Below are 17,483 nucleotides of genomic sequence, written 5' to 3'. Positions count from 1 at the left end.
TACACACTCTTACTGACCTCAATTCTTAGCGGAATGTTCACTATGTTATCCCCCAAACAACTCGATCAGTTTAAAACTGACGGCTATACCGTCATTGAAAATGTGCTGTCGCCAGAACATCTAGCTCAAATGAAAACCCGTGCCGCCGGCATCGTCAATGAATGGAAAGAAGACGCAGACAACCCAATCTTCACCACCAAAGATAACAACCGCAGCAATAACAATTACTTCTTAAACTCGGCTGAAAACATCAGCTGCTTTTACGAAGAAGAAGCCTTTGATGCGAATGGCGAATTCGTTCAAAAGCGCGAAGACTGCATTAATAAAATCGGCCATGCGCTGCATGAACTTGATCTGACCTTCCAGACCATTAGCCATTTACCGCTACTTGGCGAAATAGCAAAAGACCTTGGTTTGGAGCAACCTGAGCTGCGCCAGTCGATGTATATTTTCAAACAGCCACGCATTGGTGGCGTGGTGAACTGGCATCAGGATGCGACTTTTTTCTATTCAGATCCCATCAGCGTAATCACCTTCTGGTTTGCTATTGAAGATGCCACTTTAGAAAATGGTTGTCTATGGGTAGAGCCAAAAGGCCATCTCGGCCCACTGCGCGAGCGCTTTAACCGCGATGACAATATCACCACGATGGACGCTTTAGATGACACGCCATGGCCAACAGAAAGTGGTGTACCTCTGGAAGTTAAAGCCGGCACCTTAGTGTGCTTCCACGGCAAGCTGCCTCACTACAGTGCGCCAAACCGTTCCGAGAAATCCCGCCAAGCCTACACGCTGCATGTCACCGATGGCCGCTGCCACTATGCTGAATCGAACTGGCTACAAACTAAAACATTGCCCTTGCGCGGATTTGATATCATAGACTGATACCTTTTATATTTTTTTACCCAAACCGTAGTTGATATCCATGAAACATACTAATTTTACCGGTCAACCCGAGTATCAAAGTTTCAATGACGTATACCGCTTCTTGTCCGACGGCTTTAAGAGTGCGCGGCAAGAGCTCTATCTAAACAAGGCACTCCACCTTGTGTTTGAGGCGCACGATGAAAATGACCGCCGACCGTCATCTCTGGATATCGCTTACACCCTGAAAAAGTTGGGTGTGGATGCGCAGACCTTAGTCGCGGCGCTACTTACCGACCCGCGACTACGTGAAACCACCGATCCAATCTATCTTGAAGAGCAGTTTAACGAGCCTATTGCGCACTTAACCAAGCACGTTAACTGGCTAAATACCTTCAAAGAAGTGGATGTCACGGAAGACTATATTCCGGAACAAGCCGAGGCGCTGCGACGCTTGCTACTAGCGACCGTTAATGATGTTCGTGCGGTACTCATCCGACTAGCCTACCGTTTGCAACGTTTGCGCCAGTTATCGCAGGAGTCGCGCGAAACGCAATATGCGGTTGCCAAGGAAACGCTGGACCTGTTTACGCCGCTGGCTAACCGCTTAGGAATTGGTGAGCTAAAGTGGGAAATGGAAGACCTGGCATTCCGTTATATGGAGCCTGATCACTACATGTCTATCGCCAAATCGATGGATGTGAATCGCACCAAACGCGAGACCATTATCCAAGGCTTTGTAAAGCAGCTGCAGGATCTGTTGGCGCAAAATGGCATTCAGTCAATGGCTTACGGGCGCGCCAAACACCTCTACAGCATCTGGAAGAAGATGCAGCGTAAAAATCAGGAATGCCATGAGCTGGCCGACCTGCTAGCTGTTCGCGTTGTGGTCGACACCATTCCGCAGTGTTATCAGGTACTGGGGATTGTGCACGGCTTGTGGAAGCACTTGCCGCAAGAGTTTGATGACTACATTGCCAATCCAAAAGAAAATGGCTATCAGTCGATTCATACAGCGATTCTCGGGCCAGAAAGTCAGATCATTGAAATCCAAATGCGCACCGAGGCCATGCAGGAATTTGCCGAGCGTGGTGTGGCCGCTCACTGGCGCTACAAAGAAGGGAGCAGTCAAGATCTGGCGATGGAGAAAACGGTTCAAGCGCTGCGTAGCTTGCTGGAAAATCCGGTCGATGATGACACCCTGCTGGAAGAGCTTAAACCTGACTTCCTAAGTGAGCGGGTCTATGTGCTGACGCCTAAGGGCGAGGTTATTGATCTCCCTAAAAACTCCACTGCGCTGGATTTTGCTTACTTTGTACATACCGAAATCGGTCATCATTGCATTGGCGCGAAGGTTAATGGCCATCGGGTGCCGCTGAGCTATCCGTTGAAATCTGGTGAGCGGGTTGAGATCTTAACTGATCACCATTCGAACCCTAAGCTCAGTTGGCTTAACCATCAAAAGAATTACACCACCACCACGCGGGCTAGCTCCAGTATTCGCAGCTGGTTAAAAACGCACTATAAAGATACCGATAATACGCAGCTGATTAGCAGCGATAATCTACCCGGTGTTGGCGCACATGCGGTGATGGCGGCAACTTGTTGTCATCCACAATTAGGTGATCGCATTACGGGTGTGTATCAGCCTGATGCCTCTATTGTCGTGCATCGCGCGATTTGCCCGCTGGCAGCAAAGAACAAGCATGACTTGCCCGTGTTGGATTTGGAGTGGGGAGAGAAAACCGACAAAATCCGCAGCACGATCCATATCGAAGCTTTTGACCGACAAGGTTTGTTGCAGGATATCTCTACACTGATGAATCAGACGCAGGTGAATATTTTAGGGATTAATTCGATTACCGATACGGATGATCAGTCGGTGTCGATGGATGTGGTGATTGAGCTGAGCTCAGCCGATGAGCTAAATCACCTGCTGAAGCGCATTGAGTACATTCCGAATATCTTCAAAGCCAATGCGGTTGAAGATATTCATTAACTCAGTAACTGCTTAGTGTAAGCAGCACTTCTTATATGGCTTGCCGCTACCACATGGGCAAGCTTCATTTTGCGTTGAAGCTCCTTTTGTAGTGCTGCGTTGCTTTAGCCAATAGCCGTGTAAGTGAATCGCGACATCAATCACTTTATCAGCGCGTTCGCGCATCTTTTTTGATGACAAACGTTTAGTCTCTGGCTCCAACATAAAGCCATTGATATCAATATAATTGAGCTGCTTCAACACCGGCTCCGGCATACTTTCCCACGCGTCCGCATCCAGCTCGACACCGGCTAAATAACCAAAGCACCAGTCATACACATCCGTGTAGTCATCATCACCCATAAAGATTGCAGTGAATGCTTCAGGGTTATCGATTAGCTCACGCGAGATATTGCTCATCATTTGCATAATAATATTGATGAAGTGCTGCGCTTCCTCCATATCATCCCAAGACGGCTGCTGATCACCACCACCCCACACTTCCGGCAGCCAACGGCTTAGCGGAATCAGGTTTGGTCCGGAGACTATTGCCGTCAAAAAGCCATGCAAGCTGGAGACATTTTCCAATGAGGTATCGGTTTCGTACTTTTCCAACATGGTATCGAGGAAGACCAGCGCATCGCCGCTATCGACTTCATTATCTTCGCCGGGCTCATTGGCATTATCCATTTCCAGCAATAGCTGATGCTGGCGCTCTTCACTGGCGGCTAATTGCTGTCGGATTTCCAATACGCGCTCAGGGCTAGCCTGCTGGTAACGCTGCTGCCAATATACAAACATTTCCTCAACCGGCACAATGTACTCACGATCAGGGAATGCCCGTCGGCTTTTACGCAAAGTGGTATTCGCATATTGGTTGCAGTACATGTTTAACGTGTCATCACCCAATGACGAAGGATCCTCCGCCACTAAGGCTTCCAGATACCTGGCTACGTCATTCACATGCGCCTGCACGCTACGATCGGAACGACGGAAAAACTTCGGCTCTGTCATATCAGTAAACGCCTGTTTCACCGATTCCAAGGCTTCTTCTGCATTCCAGATACCATGTGACTGACCGTAAGCAGAAACCTGCGCCGTTAACGCCACCATAAACCGTTCAGCATAACTACCCTGCTCTGCCTTTTTCAGCGCCGTGATGACCACGCAGAAGCGAGTGTTAACTTCCATCGCGATCAGGCAATTTTTACGCCTGAGAGTCACTGAATGCAGCACCCACTGAAATGGCCTCACCGTCGCGCCATCTTCACGCTGCAGGTGTTGAGCATCGTCTTCCATGGTTTTGGATGGCGGAGCAGTCACGATACTCCGCTTCTCACCTTTCTTGGTCACGGTGAAAAAGTCTTGCGCGGCTTGTGTACAGTTGAAAATCAGCATATTGGGCTCAGTTCAGAAAATCAGGCATCACGAAAAATATCGTGTCGCCGACTATTCTACCTATAAATTGACCGCTCTGTGCAATCTGATTCCCTTGATTTGACAACCGTGTAAAATAATCGCACGAACAGTTTCCCAAAGAGAGTCGCATGAGCAAGGAAAAATCCAAGATCGTCATTCTAACCGGTGCCGGAATTTCTGCCGAATCAGGCATTCAAACCTTTCGTGCCAGTGATGGCTTATGGCATGAACACCGCATTGAAGACGTTGCAACGCCTGAGGGATTTACGGCTAACCCAAAACTTGTTCACACTTTTTACAACGGCCGTCGCGCGCAACTTCGTGATCCCGAGGTTCAGCCCAATGCGGCGCATCATGCTTTAGCCAAACTGGAGCGTCATTACCCCGGTGAAGTGCTATTAGTGACTCAAAATGTCGATAACCTGCACGAGCGCGCCGGCAGCTTGAATTTAATCCACATGCATGGCGAGTTAAACAAGGTGCGCTGCGTGAGAACGAATCAGGTTTATCAGTGGCAAGAAGATACTGATTTGCAAACCATGTGTGAGTGTTGCGGCAAACCGGGACAGCTGCGCCCGGACATCGTTTGGTTTGGCGAGATGCCAATGCAAATGGATGAGATCTACAACACGCTGGAAGATAGCGCCCTGTTTATATCGATTGGTACATCTGGCCAAGTGTATCCGGCCGCGGGCTTTGTGCAGTATGCGCGCCAGCAAGGCACCAGAACGGTGGAGCTGAATCTTGACCCAACAGACTCCAGCCCGATGTTTGACCTTTCGATTCATGGCCCTGCCAGTGAAGTGGTGCCTGAATTTGTCAAAAATCTACTGGAAGGCTAATCACAAGCTATTGGCTTAGCGCTTTCAATGGATACAAAAAAGCCCGACCAAATTGGCCGGGCTTTTTATTGCGACTACATCAATCGATGCTTACAGCATATTTCTTAGATCCAGCGTGTATGGGTACTCCTTAGTATCCTTATACGGCAGATTGCTGAAGTTACGCTGGCTGTTCTGATGAGGCACGATATCGTGGCGCACATCTTGGAAGCCAGGGTTCACCACTGAAACCGGCGAATGTCCAAACTCCCAGAAACGGCTGATACGACGAGATTCAGCTTCCAACGCATTGATTGGTGGTGACTCAGGATTCATGCCGCCAGGATGCGCAACGTGGTAAGTACAACCACCCACCGAGCGATCATTCCAGGTATCCACCAAGTCGATCACTAGCGGCGCATGCACACCAATGGTTGGGTGCAATGCGGAGGGTGGATTCCATGCGCGGTAACGAATACCCGCCACAAATTCACCATGCTTACCCGTGCTCTTAAGCGGTACGCGCTGACCATTACACACCAAAATATAGCGTGAATCGGTGACGCCCTGAATCATGACCTGTACGCGCTCCAATGAGGAATCCACGTAACGAGCCGTACCCTGACTACCAGACTCTTCACCCAATACATGCCAAGGCTCAATCGCGCCATGCACATGAATGCTGATGTCATCTAGCTGTACCGTACCGAAGCGTGGGAAACGGAACTCCAGGAATGGCGCTAACCACTCAAAGCGGAAGTCGTAACCAGAATCATTCAGATCACGAACCACATCACGCATATCTGACTCGATATAGTGACGCAGCATAAAGCGGTCATGCAGCTCAGTGCCCCAACGTACCAATGGCTTGTTATAAGGCTCGCGCCAGAACTTAGCCACCAATGAACGAATCAACAGACCCTGCATCAAACTCATGCGGGCATGTGGTGGCATTTCAAAACCACGGAACTCAAGAATACCTTGGCGACCCGACGCAGAATCCGGCGAGTACATCTTATCGATACAGAACTCTGAACGATGCGTGTTACCGGTCAAATCAGTCAGCAGATGACGCAATAAACGATCAACTAACCAAGGCTGGCTGGTTCCACCTTGTGGCATTTGAGAGAAAGCAATATCCAGCTCATAAAGCTTTTCATCACGACCTTCATCCACTCGTGGTGCCTGACTGGTTGGTCCAATAAATAGACCAGAGAACAGGTAAGACAAGGCCGGGTGATGCTGCCAGTATGTAATCAAACTTTGCAGTACATCAGGGCGGCGTAAGAACGGGCTATCCGTTGGCTGCGCGGCACCTAAAGTTACATGGTTACCACCACCGGTTCCGGTGTGACGACCATCGTGCATGAACTTCTCAGTACCCAAACGCGTCAGACGCGCTTCTTCATAGAGAATCTCAGTGTTGGTGACTAACTCTTTCCAGCTGCTGGCCGGATGGATATTTACTTCGATAACACCCGGATCTGGCGTTACGGCAAATGAAGTCACACGGTAGTCGCGTGGTGGCGGGTAACCCTCAACACGTACTGGTGTTTCAAGCTTAGCTGCGGTCGCTTCTACTGCTGCGATCAAATCCAGATAGTGCTCAAGGTACGTCAAAGGCGGCATAAATACCGTCAGACAACCATTGCGGGCTTCAATTGATAAAGCCGTGTGAGGAACGTCAACCCAAACCTTTTCAGTCTTGGTTTTCTTGGCTTTCGCTTTACCTTTAGACTTAGCTTTTGCGCCGGTAGCAGCATTGTAGCGCTCATCGACTTCACTGGCGTAATCGCCCAGTGCATCAAGCTCTTCCATGCCATCGCGTTCAACCTGAATTTCACGCTCTTCTTCAGCCTGCCAAGGCAATGAGCCCAATGGCAAACGTAAGCCCATTGGTGAGTCACCAGGGATCAGGAATAACGTTTCGTTACGGAACTCCCACGGTCCACTGTGCCAAGTCTGTTGATTGTAATCCCAGCTGAGTGGCAGAGCGTATCCGGATGGCGTATCCAGTCCACGCGCCAATACCCGAGCAATCGCCTGACGCTCCAGCGGATCTTTCAGGTCAGCTTTTTGAGAATTCAGATTTGCCGGTAAGGTACCCTCTTTCCACAAGAAGTACATCTTGTCTTCAAAGGCAGGAACCAGATATTTCTCATCCAATCCCAGATGCTTAATCAGCATATTACCGAAGGCTTCAGCCGTCTTTTCATCGTGCTTGTAGTCGGTATTGTCTTGGGCGATCAGATCAGGATTTTTCCAGATATCCACACCATCATTACGCCAGAAACAGCTCAGCGCCCAACGTGGGATTTCTTCACCCGGATACCATTTACCTTGTCCGTAATGCAGCAAGCTGCCTTTGGCAAAGCGCTTGTTCATTCGCAGGAACAGTTCACCGGCTAAGCGACGCTTATCGTCACCCAACGCGCCAGTATTCCACTGCTCATCTTCCATATCGTCAATCGATACGAATGTCGGTTCGCCACCCATGGTCAGGCGGACATCGCCGGCAATCAGCTCTTGGTCAACTTGCTCGCCGAGTGCGTTAATCGCATCCCATTGGCTTTCGGTATACGGCTTGGTAACCCGTGGATCTTCAAAGAAGCGCTGCACGGTATTGCTAAATTCAAAGTCGATAACTTCGCATTTTTCCATGCCGCCAGTCACTGGCGCAGCACCTGAAGGGTCAGGCGTACAGGCTAATGGAATATGGCCTTCACTGGCGAATAGACCAGAGGTTGCATCCAAACCAATCCAACCCGCGCCCGGAATAAACACTTCACACCAAGCGTGTAAGTCAGTGAAATCTTCTTCAGGGCCGGATGGGCCATCCAATGATTTTTCATCTGACGTCAGCTGTACTAAGTAGCCAGACACGAAACGCGCAGCCAAACCAAGTTGACGTAAAATATTTACAAACAACCAAGCCGTATCACGGCATGAGCCAGTCGCTTTAGTGAGTGTTTCTTCGCAGCTCTGAACGCCTGGCTCCATACGGATATTGTAGCCAATGTCTTTTTGCAGACGTTGGTTCAATACCACGAGGAAATCCTGAACGCGAACTTCTGACACATCCACCGTCGAAAGCCACTCTTTTAGCTTTTTGCCCAATCGACCTTTCTTCAGGTATGGCGCAAGTTCAGCCTTGAGGGTTTTCTCATAGGTGAACGGATAGTTTTCAGCATAGGACTCTACGAAGAATTCGAAGGGATTGATTACTGTCATATCGGCAAGCAAATCCACTTCAAACGAGAAATGGTTAGTCTTCTCAGGGAATACTATCCGTGCTTCGTAGTTACCGTAAGGGTCCTGCATCCAGTTGATATAATGGTCTGCAGGCTCTATTTTCAGCGAGTATGCTTTGATCGGTGTACGGGAATGCGACGCCGGACGCAGGCGGATCACATGCGGCGAAAGGGTCACCGGCCGATCATATTCATAGCTCGTCTTGTGATTAAGTGCGACTTGAATAGTCATCTATGAACTCTCTGTTTGGGTTTGAGTTTGTGTTTCGGATTCAGGCGCTGCCGCAGCCCCTAGAAACCATGTGTCGGCAATAACACTGTGCAGCTGATTCAAGCCTTTTTGAGTGTCGTCAAACATCACGCGCAATTCAGCCGGCACTATTTCAGCGTGCTTTTGATAATCTTCTAAGGTCAGCATCAGCTTTTGTGTTTCAGCAATGAAAGCCTCATTACGAGGCAGCTGCTGAGATAGACGGGTCATTTCTTGTAAACACGATTTAATCGAGCGAGGAAAATCTTCCTGCCCCAGTAAGAAGTGTAATACCGACTTGGCCGAAATACGAGGGCCATTCTCTGCGCGATACATCATCACCGCATTTTGCGCCTTCATAAACTCCATCCAAATGTGCGAGTCAAACGCGCTCACATCTTCGGGACGACGCAGCAAAATATCAGCAACCACATCCAGCATACGGGTCGTCATATCGGCACGCTCAATAAAGCGGCCAAAGGAGATAAAGTCATACGCCTGATTACGGCTCAGCGTGCTCTGAACCATGCCATTAAATTGCTGGCTTTTGGCGACTACGTCCTTCAAAAACTGAAAACGATTACGCAGTTTGACCGGGTTTTGAGCCAGGTTTTTTTCCCGTTTTTTAACAAACAGGTTCAGGTCATTCAGTATTTCCCAGCCTTCCAGTGGCAATCTATCGCGCACGGTACGGGCATTCTCCCTAGCTGCGCGAATCGCTGAGCGAATGGAGCCGGGGTTTTCGGAGTCTGTGACCAAAAAGCTAATCACGTTCTCTTCGCTGGCATCATCGCCATGTTTCTTTTTGAATTGTTCCTCAACAGACAGAATCTGGAGTAACACATTCCAATCTAACTTGCTGGACGCAGGTAAATCCATCATTACGTGCGAAAATGCATTAAGCAACCGAGCTGTATCCTCGGTTCGCTCTATGTATCTCCCCAGCCAATATACGCGTTCTGCATTTCTGGATAACATTGCAGTCTTCCTTATTCTTTAAGTGTGAGATCGGGAGTACTGTTTGACTCCCCACAAAATGTCACTGACTCAGGCAATGCCTTTAGGTCTCGACAATCCAGGTGTCTTTACTGCCGCCGCCTTGTGATGAGTTAACGACTAAGGAACCTTCGATCATTGCAACTCGCGTCAAACCACCCTGCGTTACCCAGCAATCCTTGCCTTGCAAAATGAAGGGTCGCAAGTCTAAATGGCGAGGTGATAATCCCTCATCCGTAATGACCGGCGCAGTGGATAGGTCCAGCGTCGGCTGCGACACATAGTTACGAGGATTGGCTTTAATCAGTTTCCTAAACTTCTCAAGCTCCTCTTCACTGGCACGAGGTCCGATCAGCAAGCCATACCCGCCAGACTCATTCACCGGCTTAACAACCAGCTTATTGAGATTTTCGAGGGTATATTTGCAATCTTCTTCAATGTGGCAAAGGTAGGTTTTAACGTTTGGCAGCAGGGCCTCTTCGCCAAGGTAGTACTTAATCATGGCAGGTACATAAGCATAGACGGCTTTGTCATCCGCCACGCCACTACCTGGTGCATTCGCAATCGCGACATTCCCTTTTTTCCAGGCACGCATAATGCCCGGCACACCCAACATGGAATGCTCATTAAAGACTTCAGGATCAAGGAATGTATCATCCACACGGCGGTAGACCACATCCACACGCTGTTTGCCATCCACTGTGTGCATATAAACACAGTCGTCTGTATCCACAAACAGATCGGCACCTTCCACCAACTCTGCACCCATTTCCTGTGCCAAGAAAGAGTGCTCAAAGTACGCGGAGTTATAAATACCCGGTGTTAGCACGACGATGACGGGAAACTCCATTTCACGAGGCGACAACGAAGCCAGCATTTCATACAGGTGAGTTGGGTAGTCTGAAACAGGCAAAATGCTTTGTTCATTAAAGACCTCCGGGAAGATGCGTTTTGTGACCTGACGGTTCTCAATCATATAAGAAACGCCGGACGGCACTCGAAGGTTATCTTCAAGCACCCGGAACACACCTTCACCATCACGCACCAAATCGGTGCCTGAGATATTAGCCCACACCCCATGCGGAGGCGTAATACCTTTACAAGCTTTCAGAAAATTCGTGGAACCGTCGATTAAGTGACGTGGCACAATGCCAACTTCCAGAATCTTCTGTTCATTATAAACGTCATTTATAAAAAGATTCAGCGCCCTCATTCGCTGTTTCAAACCTTCTCCGACCAGTTTCCATTCGTCAGCAGGTATCGGACGAGGAATTACGTCAAACGGCCAATCTCTATCAATATTGTTTCCTTCTGAATAGATGGTAAACGACACTCCCATCTCTTCAATGCATAACTTGGACGCGGCTTTGCGCGCTTGAAGCTCTGGATTATCCAATGATTTTAAATACGTAAATAATTGGTCAGCCACTGGACGAGGATCTTCGCTATTTTCGAGCACCTCATCATAAAAAGGAGTTGGGTCGTACGTATTCCACTTCATAGAACGATTTCCTTATTCATATTGTTTTGGGCTGCGAGGCCATGAATTGCGCCATCGGTGTTTTGTAGGCTGCTAAGAGAAAGTAGCAAGCTTTATGCCACTTGTCTAAGCTTGGCTTATTAGATCAAACTATTGCGATAAACTCTCTAGATATATAGAGTAAAATAGGGGATTTGCGGGTACTATGGTTAGCAATGAAACCGCACTACTAGTAATACCCTGTTGTCTCAATGATCTCAAGTCCAATTGTTAAAACAATATCAGAATGGGTCAGCGCACTCTTGATCTGAAGCATGATTGTTGCAAATATGATACAAAGTGGATGATATTCCCTTCAGGGTCTACCTTTTTAGAACTTATAACGACAAGCACTCCATGACTTACTGTATAGCCATCAAAACACATACCCATTTGGTATTCGCATCCGATTCAAGAACCAATGCCGGCCCTGATCACGTCAATGCCTATAGCAAAATGTTTAGCTGGGGGATTCCGGGTGAGCGGCAGTTTGTATTACTGAGTGCTGGAAACCTTGCCACAACACAAGATGTGGTGATGCAGGTAAATCGCGATATACGCGAAAGTGAACAAACCAACCTGCACAATGTCAAATACTTATCTGATGCGGCCGACTATATCGGGCGCGTTAGTCAAATGATGCAAAATAAGCACAATAATCAAATGAACTCCGGCTTTAATGCCGAAGCCAGTTTTATTATTGGTGGCCAGATTGGCATGGACCCGCCTGAAATCTTTATGGTTTATCCGCAAGGTAATCACATCACTTGCCCAACGATGACGCCCTTCTTACAGATTGGTGAAATCAAGTATGGCAAGCCGTTACTGGATCGGGTGATTCAGGAAGATACTTCAGAAGATGACGCAATTCGTGCCGCGATGGTTTCGATGGACTCCACCATGCGCAGTAATGTGACAGTTGGGCCACCGATCGAAATATTCAGCTACACCAGCAATAGCTTGGTACAAGGCGACTATCGAATTTTCAGAAACAGTGATCCGTACTTACGTTTGTTGCGGACCCGTTGGGGTGAAACCTTATTGGAAGCCTTCGGCAAATTGCCAAAGCTGCCCGAGCTATCCGGCCCGACTAAAGCCTCCTTGTCTCCCACTTTTGCACCACCAGCACCCGTTTCAGAACCTGTAAATAGTACGCAGCCCGATATCGAGCCCGTACAACTACCAAACTAATTTGGACTAATTGTTATGCAACAACTTACCCCTCAGGGACACGACATCATTAATGGTTTAGCTCAGCGTTACGGGCTATCTTATGATGCCGTCCTGACCATGCTCAACGCTGTTATAAACGGCGGCGGAACGATGGCGCAATTCAGCCATCCGGAGCTGGGTGGCTCAGGCCAGTGGATGCAAGGCGGAATGACCATGGTTGGCGATATGTTTAACTATGGCATTAAATCGAAAGTAAATGGCTTGTGCAGCGAGTTGTCTAACTTGTTAGCTAGCTCACAGAATATGTTTGAAGCACCCGCACAACCTTCTGTAAACGATAACTGGTGGCGCGCCGACCTAGGCTCTCCTTCATCATCTGGCGGGCAGAACAACACACGCTATGCGTACTTCCCAAGCTCTCATCGCTTGGCGGTTGATGTGAATGGCGAAGTCAGTATTTATGACACGCTGGATCACCAAATTGGTGGCGTTTCGCAGCAACAAGGCGACAATAACAGCATGACGTTCAGCAGTCAGTACGGGTCGTTCTCTACCCTGAACTTGCCGCTAATTTCTGTGAATGGCCAAGCGCCTGTCGCACCGGAGCCAGTCTATAACCCACCGGTTAATCCACCTGCCAACACACAAACACCGTATGTTGAGCCGGTACAGAATCAGACCCAAAACGCAGCGCCACAAAACACAACCGACAGCAATGACGTGTTCAGAATTATTGAGCAATTGGCTGAGTTGCGTAAAAAGGACATTCTGACAGAAGACGAGTTCTCTACCAAAAAGGCAGAGCTACTTAGCCGTTTATCCTAAGTATAAAACCACACAATTTTCTCTAGATTTCATTAAATGGTAAGGTTGTGTGGCTGGTAAAACGCTCACAATAATGTTGCTATATCTGTTCTTAATTAATTCAATTCCGAGGTCAACATGAACGCATTACGCAAGCACTCGATCGCTACCGTTGTAACTCTATGCACCTTAGCCGCAGCCAGCACCATCGCGTTTGCCGCTAGCCACGGCGCAAGTAAAGAAGCTCAGGAAGATGCCGCTGAATACCGCCAAAGTACCTATAAAATGGTTGGCCACCACTTCGGCACCATGGGTGACATGGTTAAAGGAAAAACTGAATTCGATAAAGACACATTCTCCAAAAATGCTGATGCACTGGCTGCCCTATCGCAATTAGCGCCTTTTGGTTTTGAGGTAGCGGGCGTTTCTGACGACACTCGCGCGAAAGCAGCAATCTGGGATAACAAAGCCGATTTTGATGAGCAGATGGTTGAGTTTCAAACGGCAGCAGCAGCACTAGCAGAAGTCGCTAAAGCCGGTGATATGGATAAAACTAAAGCCGCATTCGTTGATGCGGGAAAGACCTGCAAAGGCTGCCATACTGGTTTCCGTGAAAAAGAATAAGCACCACACTGCTCAACGCCGGACTTGTGCTTTAACAGCAGGTCCGGCTGTTTTATGAGTACCGCTATCTTTTGGTTTCGTCAGGATCTACGCCTGAGCGACAACCCCGCTTTTTTGCAAGCCTGTGAGCAATATACACAGGTTCTGCCGATCTATATTGATGACTACTCCACGCAAGATTTGCCACTCGGTGAAGCCAGTCGTGTGTGGTTGCATCATAGCTTGGATAAGTTAAAGCACTCGCTGCAAGATCACCACAGCGACCTTCTGCTGTTCCAAGGTGACGCAAAAGCCATTCTTATGGAGCTGGTCTCTCAACTGGATGCTGAAGCCGTGCTTTGGAATCGTTGTTATGATCCGCACAGCATTGAACGTGATACGGCGATTAAGGCTGCGCTTAAGGCAGAGTCGATTCTGGCCCATAGTGAAAATGCCTCCTTACTGAATGAGCCTTGGCAGATTTTAAAAAAGGATGGTACACCGTATCGGGTGTATACGCCTTACTGGAAGCAAGTCCATGCTGCGGGCTTAGAGCGATTACCCTCGCCTACTCCAAGTGACATTCCTAAGCCACCCAAACTAGATATCATTGAAGCAATCAGCTTGGATGATTTATCGCTGTTGCCCGACAGACCCTGGGGCGACACTATGCTTAAGTCTTGGGAGATTGGCGAAGCCGCTGCAGATTCGCGCCTGACCGAATTCCTGGAAAAAGCCGGTGCTCAAGATTATAAAGATGTAAGAGATTTTCCTGCAACATCAGGGACCTCACGCTTATCACCACACCTACACTTTGGTGAAATCAGTCCGCGCCAAATTATCTATCGCACTTTGCAAGAAATACCATTGAGTGAGTTGGATAAAGGCACTGAGACATTTTTAAAGGAAGTTGTGTGGCGAGAATTTGCCTACTACGTGCTATACCACTTCCCCGAAACTCAACAGCAAGCCATGTACCCGCAATTTAATAACTTCCCTTGGCGAACAGGTGATGAAGTTACTGAGCATTTAGCAGCATGGCAGCATGGCAAAACAGGCTACCCAATTATTGATGCGGGTATGCGTGAGCTTTGGGCGACAGGCTGGATGCACAATCGGGTTCGAATGATTGTTGCCTCGTTCCTCGCTAAGAATTTACTGATCAGCTGGCAAGTTGGAGAGGCTTGGTTTCGTGACACCTTGGTTGATGCCGACTCCGCCAGTAATGCATTTGGCTGGCAATGGGCTTCAGGTTGCGGGGCAGATGCTGCGCCCTATTTCCGGATTTTTAACCCAGTGACTCAGTCTAAGAAGTTTGACCCTAAAGGTGATTACATTCGCCGCTGGATTCCAGAGCTGCGCGCAATGAATGATAAGTTTATTCATGAGCCTTGGTTGGCTCCAGCCACTCAATTGGCTAACTCGAAGTACCCAGAACCGATTGTTGATCTCTCTGCTACGCGCCAACGAGCGCTAGACGCGTATGCAGTGATTCGTAAAAGCGAAAAGCCTGAATAAGTGTAGAGCTGTGCTTTAGTAGCCCGCTAACCAGCGGAATGTAAAGTACAGCACGGCATAACAAGCGGCCATCAGCACAACACCGACCCAACCCGATACCATTTTCAGCTGACCCGCTTCTGCTTCGGGTAATTCGTTGTAGCCATTAATCATTGGCGTTACCAAGTTCGCTTTTTTATACACACGGTAAAAGATAATGGCAGCGATGTGTAGCACCACAAATGGCATCAGAATTTCAAAACTTTGATGATGCAAACTGCCAAACCATTCTGCAGTCGATTCATCAACATAGCTGTAGAGCGGCCCTTCGACCAGTACATCATCGGTCGTGAATAAGCCGGTAAAACCTTGAAACAATAAACCAGCCAGCATCGCAAACACCATTAAACCACCCAATGGATTGTGGCCTGCATGTGGCTCAGCGGAGCGGCTTAGTAACGTTTTCGCGTAGGCAATGATACGCGCAGGGGAATACAGGAAGTTTGAGAAACGAGCGGTGGTACTGCCAACAAAGCCCCAGATAATCCGGAACAACAGCAAAGCAAGCACCGCAATACCGATGACCGGGTGCCAATCAAACAGATAACCCGTCTCGCCACTTAAAAACAAAAACGCAAAACACGCCACTAATATCCAATGGAATAAGCGTATCGGCAAATCCCATACTTTAACTTTTGCCATTTTCAGCACTCTTGAAGATAAAAATGGCTTTAATTATCACATAGCCGCTTCAACAGAACCATGCCTTTGAAGGTAAAGCTCAAGTCGGCGATTCAGCTGTGGCTTCAGGCGTATTAACAAATCTTCCAACTCATTAAGATCCACGGGCTTGCTAATACGGGCATTCATACCGGCTAAAATACAGTCCATATGATTGCCATCAGACGCATGGCCCGTTAAGGCAATGACGGGAATATTGAAATTGATATGATCGCGGGATAGCTTGCGAATTTCTCGGGTTGCCATGTAGCCATCCATAACCGGCATTTGGCAATCCATAAACACCAAATCGAAACGACTAGCGGAAATAGCTTCCACGGCTTCAAGGCCATTCTTGGCAGTAACCACTTTATGGCCCATTTTTTCTAAAATACGGGAACCAACTACACGATTGACACTGTTATCATCTGTTAGCAAACACTTCATTTAACACCTACCAAACAGGCTCAAAGTGATAGCATCCGGATACGAAGCTCCAAACAATCAATCTTGCCTGACCTATGGGTTGTGCTTCTGTAGACAATGTATTGGGGGATTACAATTACAGAATAGACACTCGAATTTTTTATTATTTCTATGAGTATAGTAAGCTATTTTGATGATCAATGAAGGGCTTTCAGATAAGCCGTAATTTCTGCAAATACCTGATCTGCTTCTTTCAATCGCTTGATTCGCTGGAATAAGTCAGCTGCACCGGGGTAGTGGCGTTGAAGGAATACCAACCACTGTTTGGAGCGGTTACTCACAAAGCGTGGGTGGGCATTCTCTGAACGATGCAAATACACCAGCATCATCTCCAGCACTTCTGCCCAGCTTAACTCTGCCTTCGGTGCCTGCTGATCCATTGCTTTTACCTGCAAGGCCAAGTCCGGATAGGTTAGCGCGCCGCGTCCTAGCATAATATCGGTACAGCCACTCTCTTCACGAGCTTTTAGCGCATCAGCAACTGACCAGATTTCACCATTGATAATCACGGGAATCGGCGTGCGAGCAGCCACGGCTTTAACCACAGACCAATAGGCTGGCGGTTTATAGCCATCTTCACGGGTTCGCGCATGGATACACACCTCATCCGCACCCGCATCCACAATACGCTCAACCACTTCGCTCAAAAAGTCAGGATTACTAAAACCCAGACGGATTTTGGCTGTGACCGGAATCGCAGGATCAACCGCCTGACGCACCGAGGCCACAATATCACCAACCCGGCTCGGCTCCCGCAATAGCACTGAACCGCCATCACTTTTATTGACTGTTTTGGATGGGCAGCCGAAGTTTATATCGATACCAGGCGGTGACAGCTTTTGAGCACGTGCGGCATTCAGCCCCATGTAACGCAGACTTCCGCCCAGCAGCTGCAAATAAACCGGCACACCGGATGGTGTCACACCTCCACGCTCCAGCTCTGGCGCAAAGCGCAAAAATACTTTTGCTGGCATCAGCTGATCTGTCACCCGAACAAATTCAGTCACACAGCGATCAAAGCCTCCGATACGCGTCAATACATCACGCATTTCGTAATCAACTACACCTTCCATCGGAGCCAAAATAATTCGCATACAGCTAT

The 17,483-nt window shown here is 48.3% G+C and carries 14 protein-coding genes; 7 read left to right on the top strand and 7 right to left on the bottom strand.

The features are described from left to right. Nucleotides 1–42: 42 nt before the first annotated feature. Together LEUMU_RS0122225 and LEUMU_RS0122220 are read left to right on the top strand one after the other, a co-directional pair. Nucleotides 43–885 carry a phytanoyl-CoA dioxygenase family protein gene (locus LEUMU_RS0122225; protein ID WP_022954505.1) on the top strand — a complete coding sequence of 281 codons (843 nt, stop codon included), beginning with the start codon at nucleotides 43–45 and terminating at the stop codon, nucleotides 883–885. 40 nt (nucleotides 886–925) lie between these two features. Next, nucleotides 926–2,863: a RelA/SpoT family protein gene (locus tag LEUMU_RS0122220; protein ID WP_022954504.1), complete on the top strand. Its 1,938-nt coding sequence runs from the start codon at nucleotides 926–928 to the stop codon at nucleotides 2,861–2,863. Nucleotides 2,864–2,875: 12 nt separating this feature from the next. Here LEUMU_RS0122220 and LEUMU_RS0122215 read toward each other — a convergent pair whose 3' ends face one another. Further along, nucleotides 2,876–4,240: a UPF0149 family protein gene (locus LEUMU_RS0122215; protein WP_022954503.1), complete on the bottom strand. Its 1,365-nt coding sequence runs from the start codon at nucleotides 4,238–4,240 to the stop codon at nucleotides 2,876–2,878. Nucleotides 4,241–4,389: 149 nt separating this feature from the next. Here LEUMU_RS0122215 and cobB point away from each other — a divergent pair, with 149 nt between their 5' ends. Next, nucleotides 4,390–5,103, top strand: coding sequence for a Sir2 family NAD+-dependent deacetylase (gene cobB, locus LEUMU_RS0122210; RefSeq protein ID WP_022954502.1), 714 nt, complete (start codon nucleotides 4,390–4,392; stop codon nucleotides 5,101–5,103). A 90-nt stretch (nucleotides 5,104–5,193) separates the two neighbouring features. On the opposite strand, the gene LEUMU_RS0122205 is transcribed toward cobB, so the two are convergent. The 3 genes from LEUMU_RS0122205 to LEUMU_RS0122195 form a co-directional block, all read right to left on the bottom strand. Continuing rightward, nucleotides 5,194–8,565: a transglutaminase family protein gene (locus tag LEUMU_RS0122205; protein ID WP_022954501.1), complete on the bottom strand. Its 3,372-nt coding sequence runs from the start codon at nucleotides 8,563–8,565 to the stop codon at nucleotides 5,194–5,196. Next, complete coding sequence (locus LEUMU_RS27330) at nucleotides 8,566–9,561, bottom strand: alpha-E domain-containing protein (protein WP_022954500.1); 996 nt, start codon at nucleotides 9,559–9,561, stop codon at nucleotides 8,566–8,568. Between the two features lie 82 nt (nucleotides 9,562–9,643). Next, the gene (locus tag LEUMU_RS0122195; RefSeq protein ID WP_022954499.1) at nucleotides 9,644–11,080 is read right to left on the bottom strand and encodes a circularly permuted type 2 ATP-grasp protein; all 1,437 of its coding nucleotides are present in this window, start codon (nucleotides 11,078–11,080) and stop codon (nucleotides 9,644–9,646) included. 375 nt (nucleotides 11,081–11,455) lie between these two features. Between LEUMU_RS0122195 and LEUMU_RS27325 the strand changes: the two genes are divergently transcribed. From LEUMU_RS27325 to LEUMU_RS0122175, 4 genes are all read left to right on the top strand, one after another. Then, complete coding sequence (locus LEUMU_RS27325; RefSeq protein WP_022954498.1) at nucleotides 11,456–12,289, top strand: proteasome-type protease; 834 nt, start codon at nucleotides 11,456–11,458, stop codon at nucleotides 12,287–12,289. Nucleotides 12,290–12,304: 15 nt separating this feature from the next. Continuing rightward, complete coding sequence (locus tag LEUMU_RS0122185) at nucleotides 12,305–13,096, top strand: SHOCT domain-containing protein (protein ID WP_022954497.1); 792 nt, start codon at nucleotides 12,305–12,307, stop codon at nucleotides 13,094–13,096. A gap of 117 nt (nucleotides 13,097–13,213) precedes the next feature. After that, nucleotides 13,214–13,699, top strand: coding sequence for a c-type cytochrome (locus tag LEUMU_RS0122180; RefSeq protein ID WP_022954496.1), 486 nt, complete (start codon nucleotides 13,214–13,216; stop codon nucleotides 13,697–13,699). A gap of 54 nt (nucleotides 13,700–13,753) precedes the next feature. Then, nucleotides 13,754–15,196 (top strand): cryptochrome/photolyase family protein, encoded by a 1,443-nt coding sequence (locus tag LEUMU_RS0122175; RefSeq protein ID WP_022954495.1) that lies wholly within the window; start codon nucleotides 13,754–13,756, stop codon nucleotides 15,194–15,196. Nucleotides 15,197–15,211: 15 nt separating this feature from the next. Here LEUMU_RS0122175 and LEUMU_RS0122170 read toward each other — a convergent pair whose 3' ends face one another. The 3 genes from LEUMU_RS0122170 to LEUMU_RS0122160 form a co-directional block, all read right to left on the bottom strand. Continuing rightward, entirely contained in the window at nucleotides 15,212–15,877 is a 666-nt protein-coding gene (locus LEUMU_RS0122170) for a cytochrome b/b6 domain-containing protein (protein ID WP_022954494.1), read from the bottom strand. A 36-nt stretch (nucleotides 15,878–15,913) separates the two neighbouring features. Then, complete coding sequence (locus tag LEUMU_RS0122165; protein WP_022954493.1) at nucleotides 15,914–16,342, bottom strand: response regulator; 429 nt, start codon at nucleotides 16,340–16,342, stop codon at nucleotides 15,914–15,916. Nucleotides 16,343–16,518: 176 nt separating this feature from the next. Continuing rightward, nucleotides 16,519–17,475 carry a tRNA dihydrouridine synthase gene (locus LEUMU_RS0122160; RefSeq protein WP_022954492.1) on the bottom strand — a complete coding sequence of 319 codons (957 nt, stop codon included), beginning with the start codon at nucleotides 17,473–17,475 and terminating at the stop codon, nucleotides 16,519–16,521. Between the last annotated feature and the right edge of the window lie 8 nt (nucleotides 17,476–17,483).

The sequence above is a fragment of the Leucothrix mucor DSM 2157 genome (assembly GCF_000419525.1).
Classification (GTDB): Bacteria; Pseudomonadota; Gammaproteobacteria; order Thiotrichales; family Thiotrichaceae; genus Leucothrix; species Leucothrix mucor.
The sequence above is the reverse complement of the archived record's forward strand: the minus strand, read 5'-3'. Positions and strand labels throughout refer to the sequence as shown.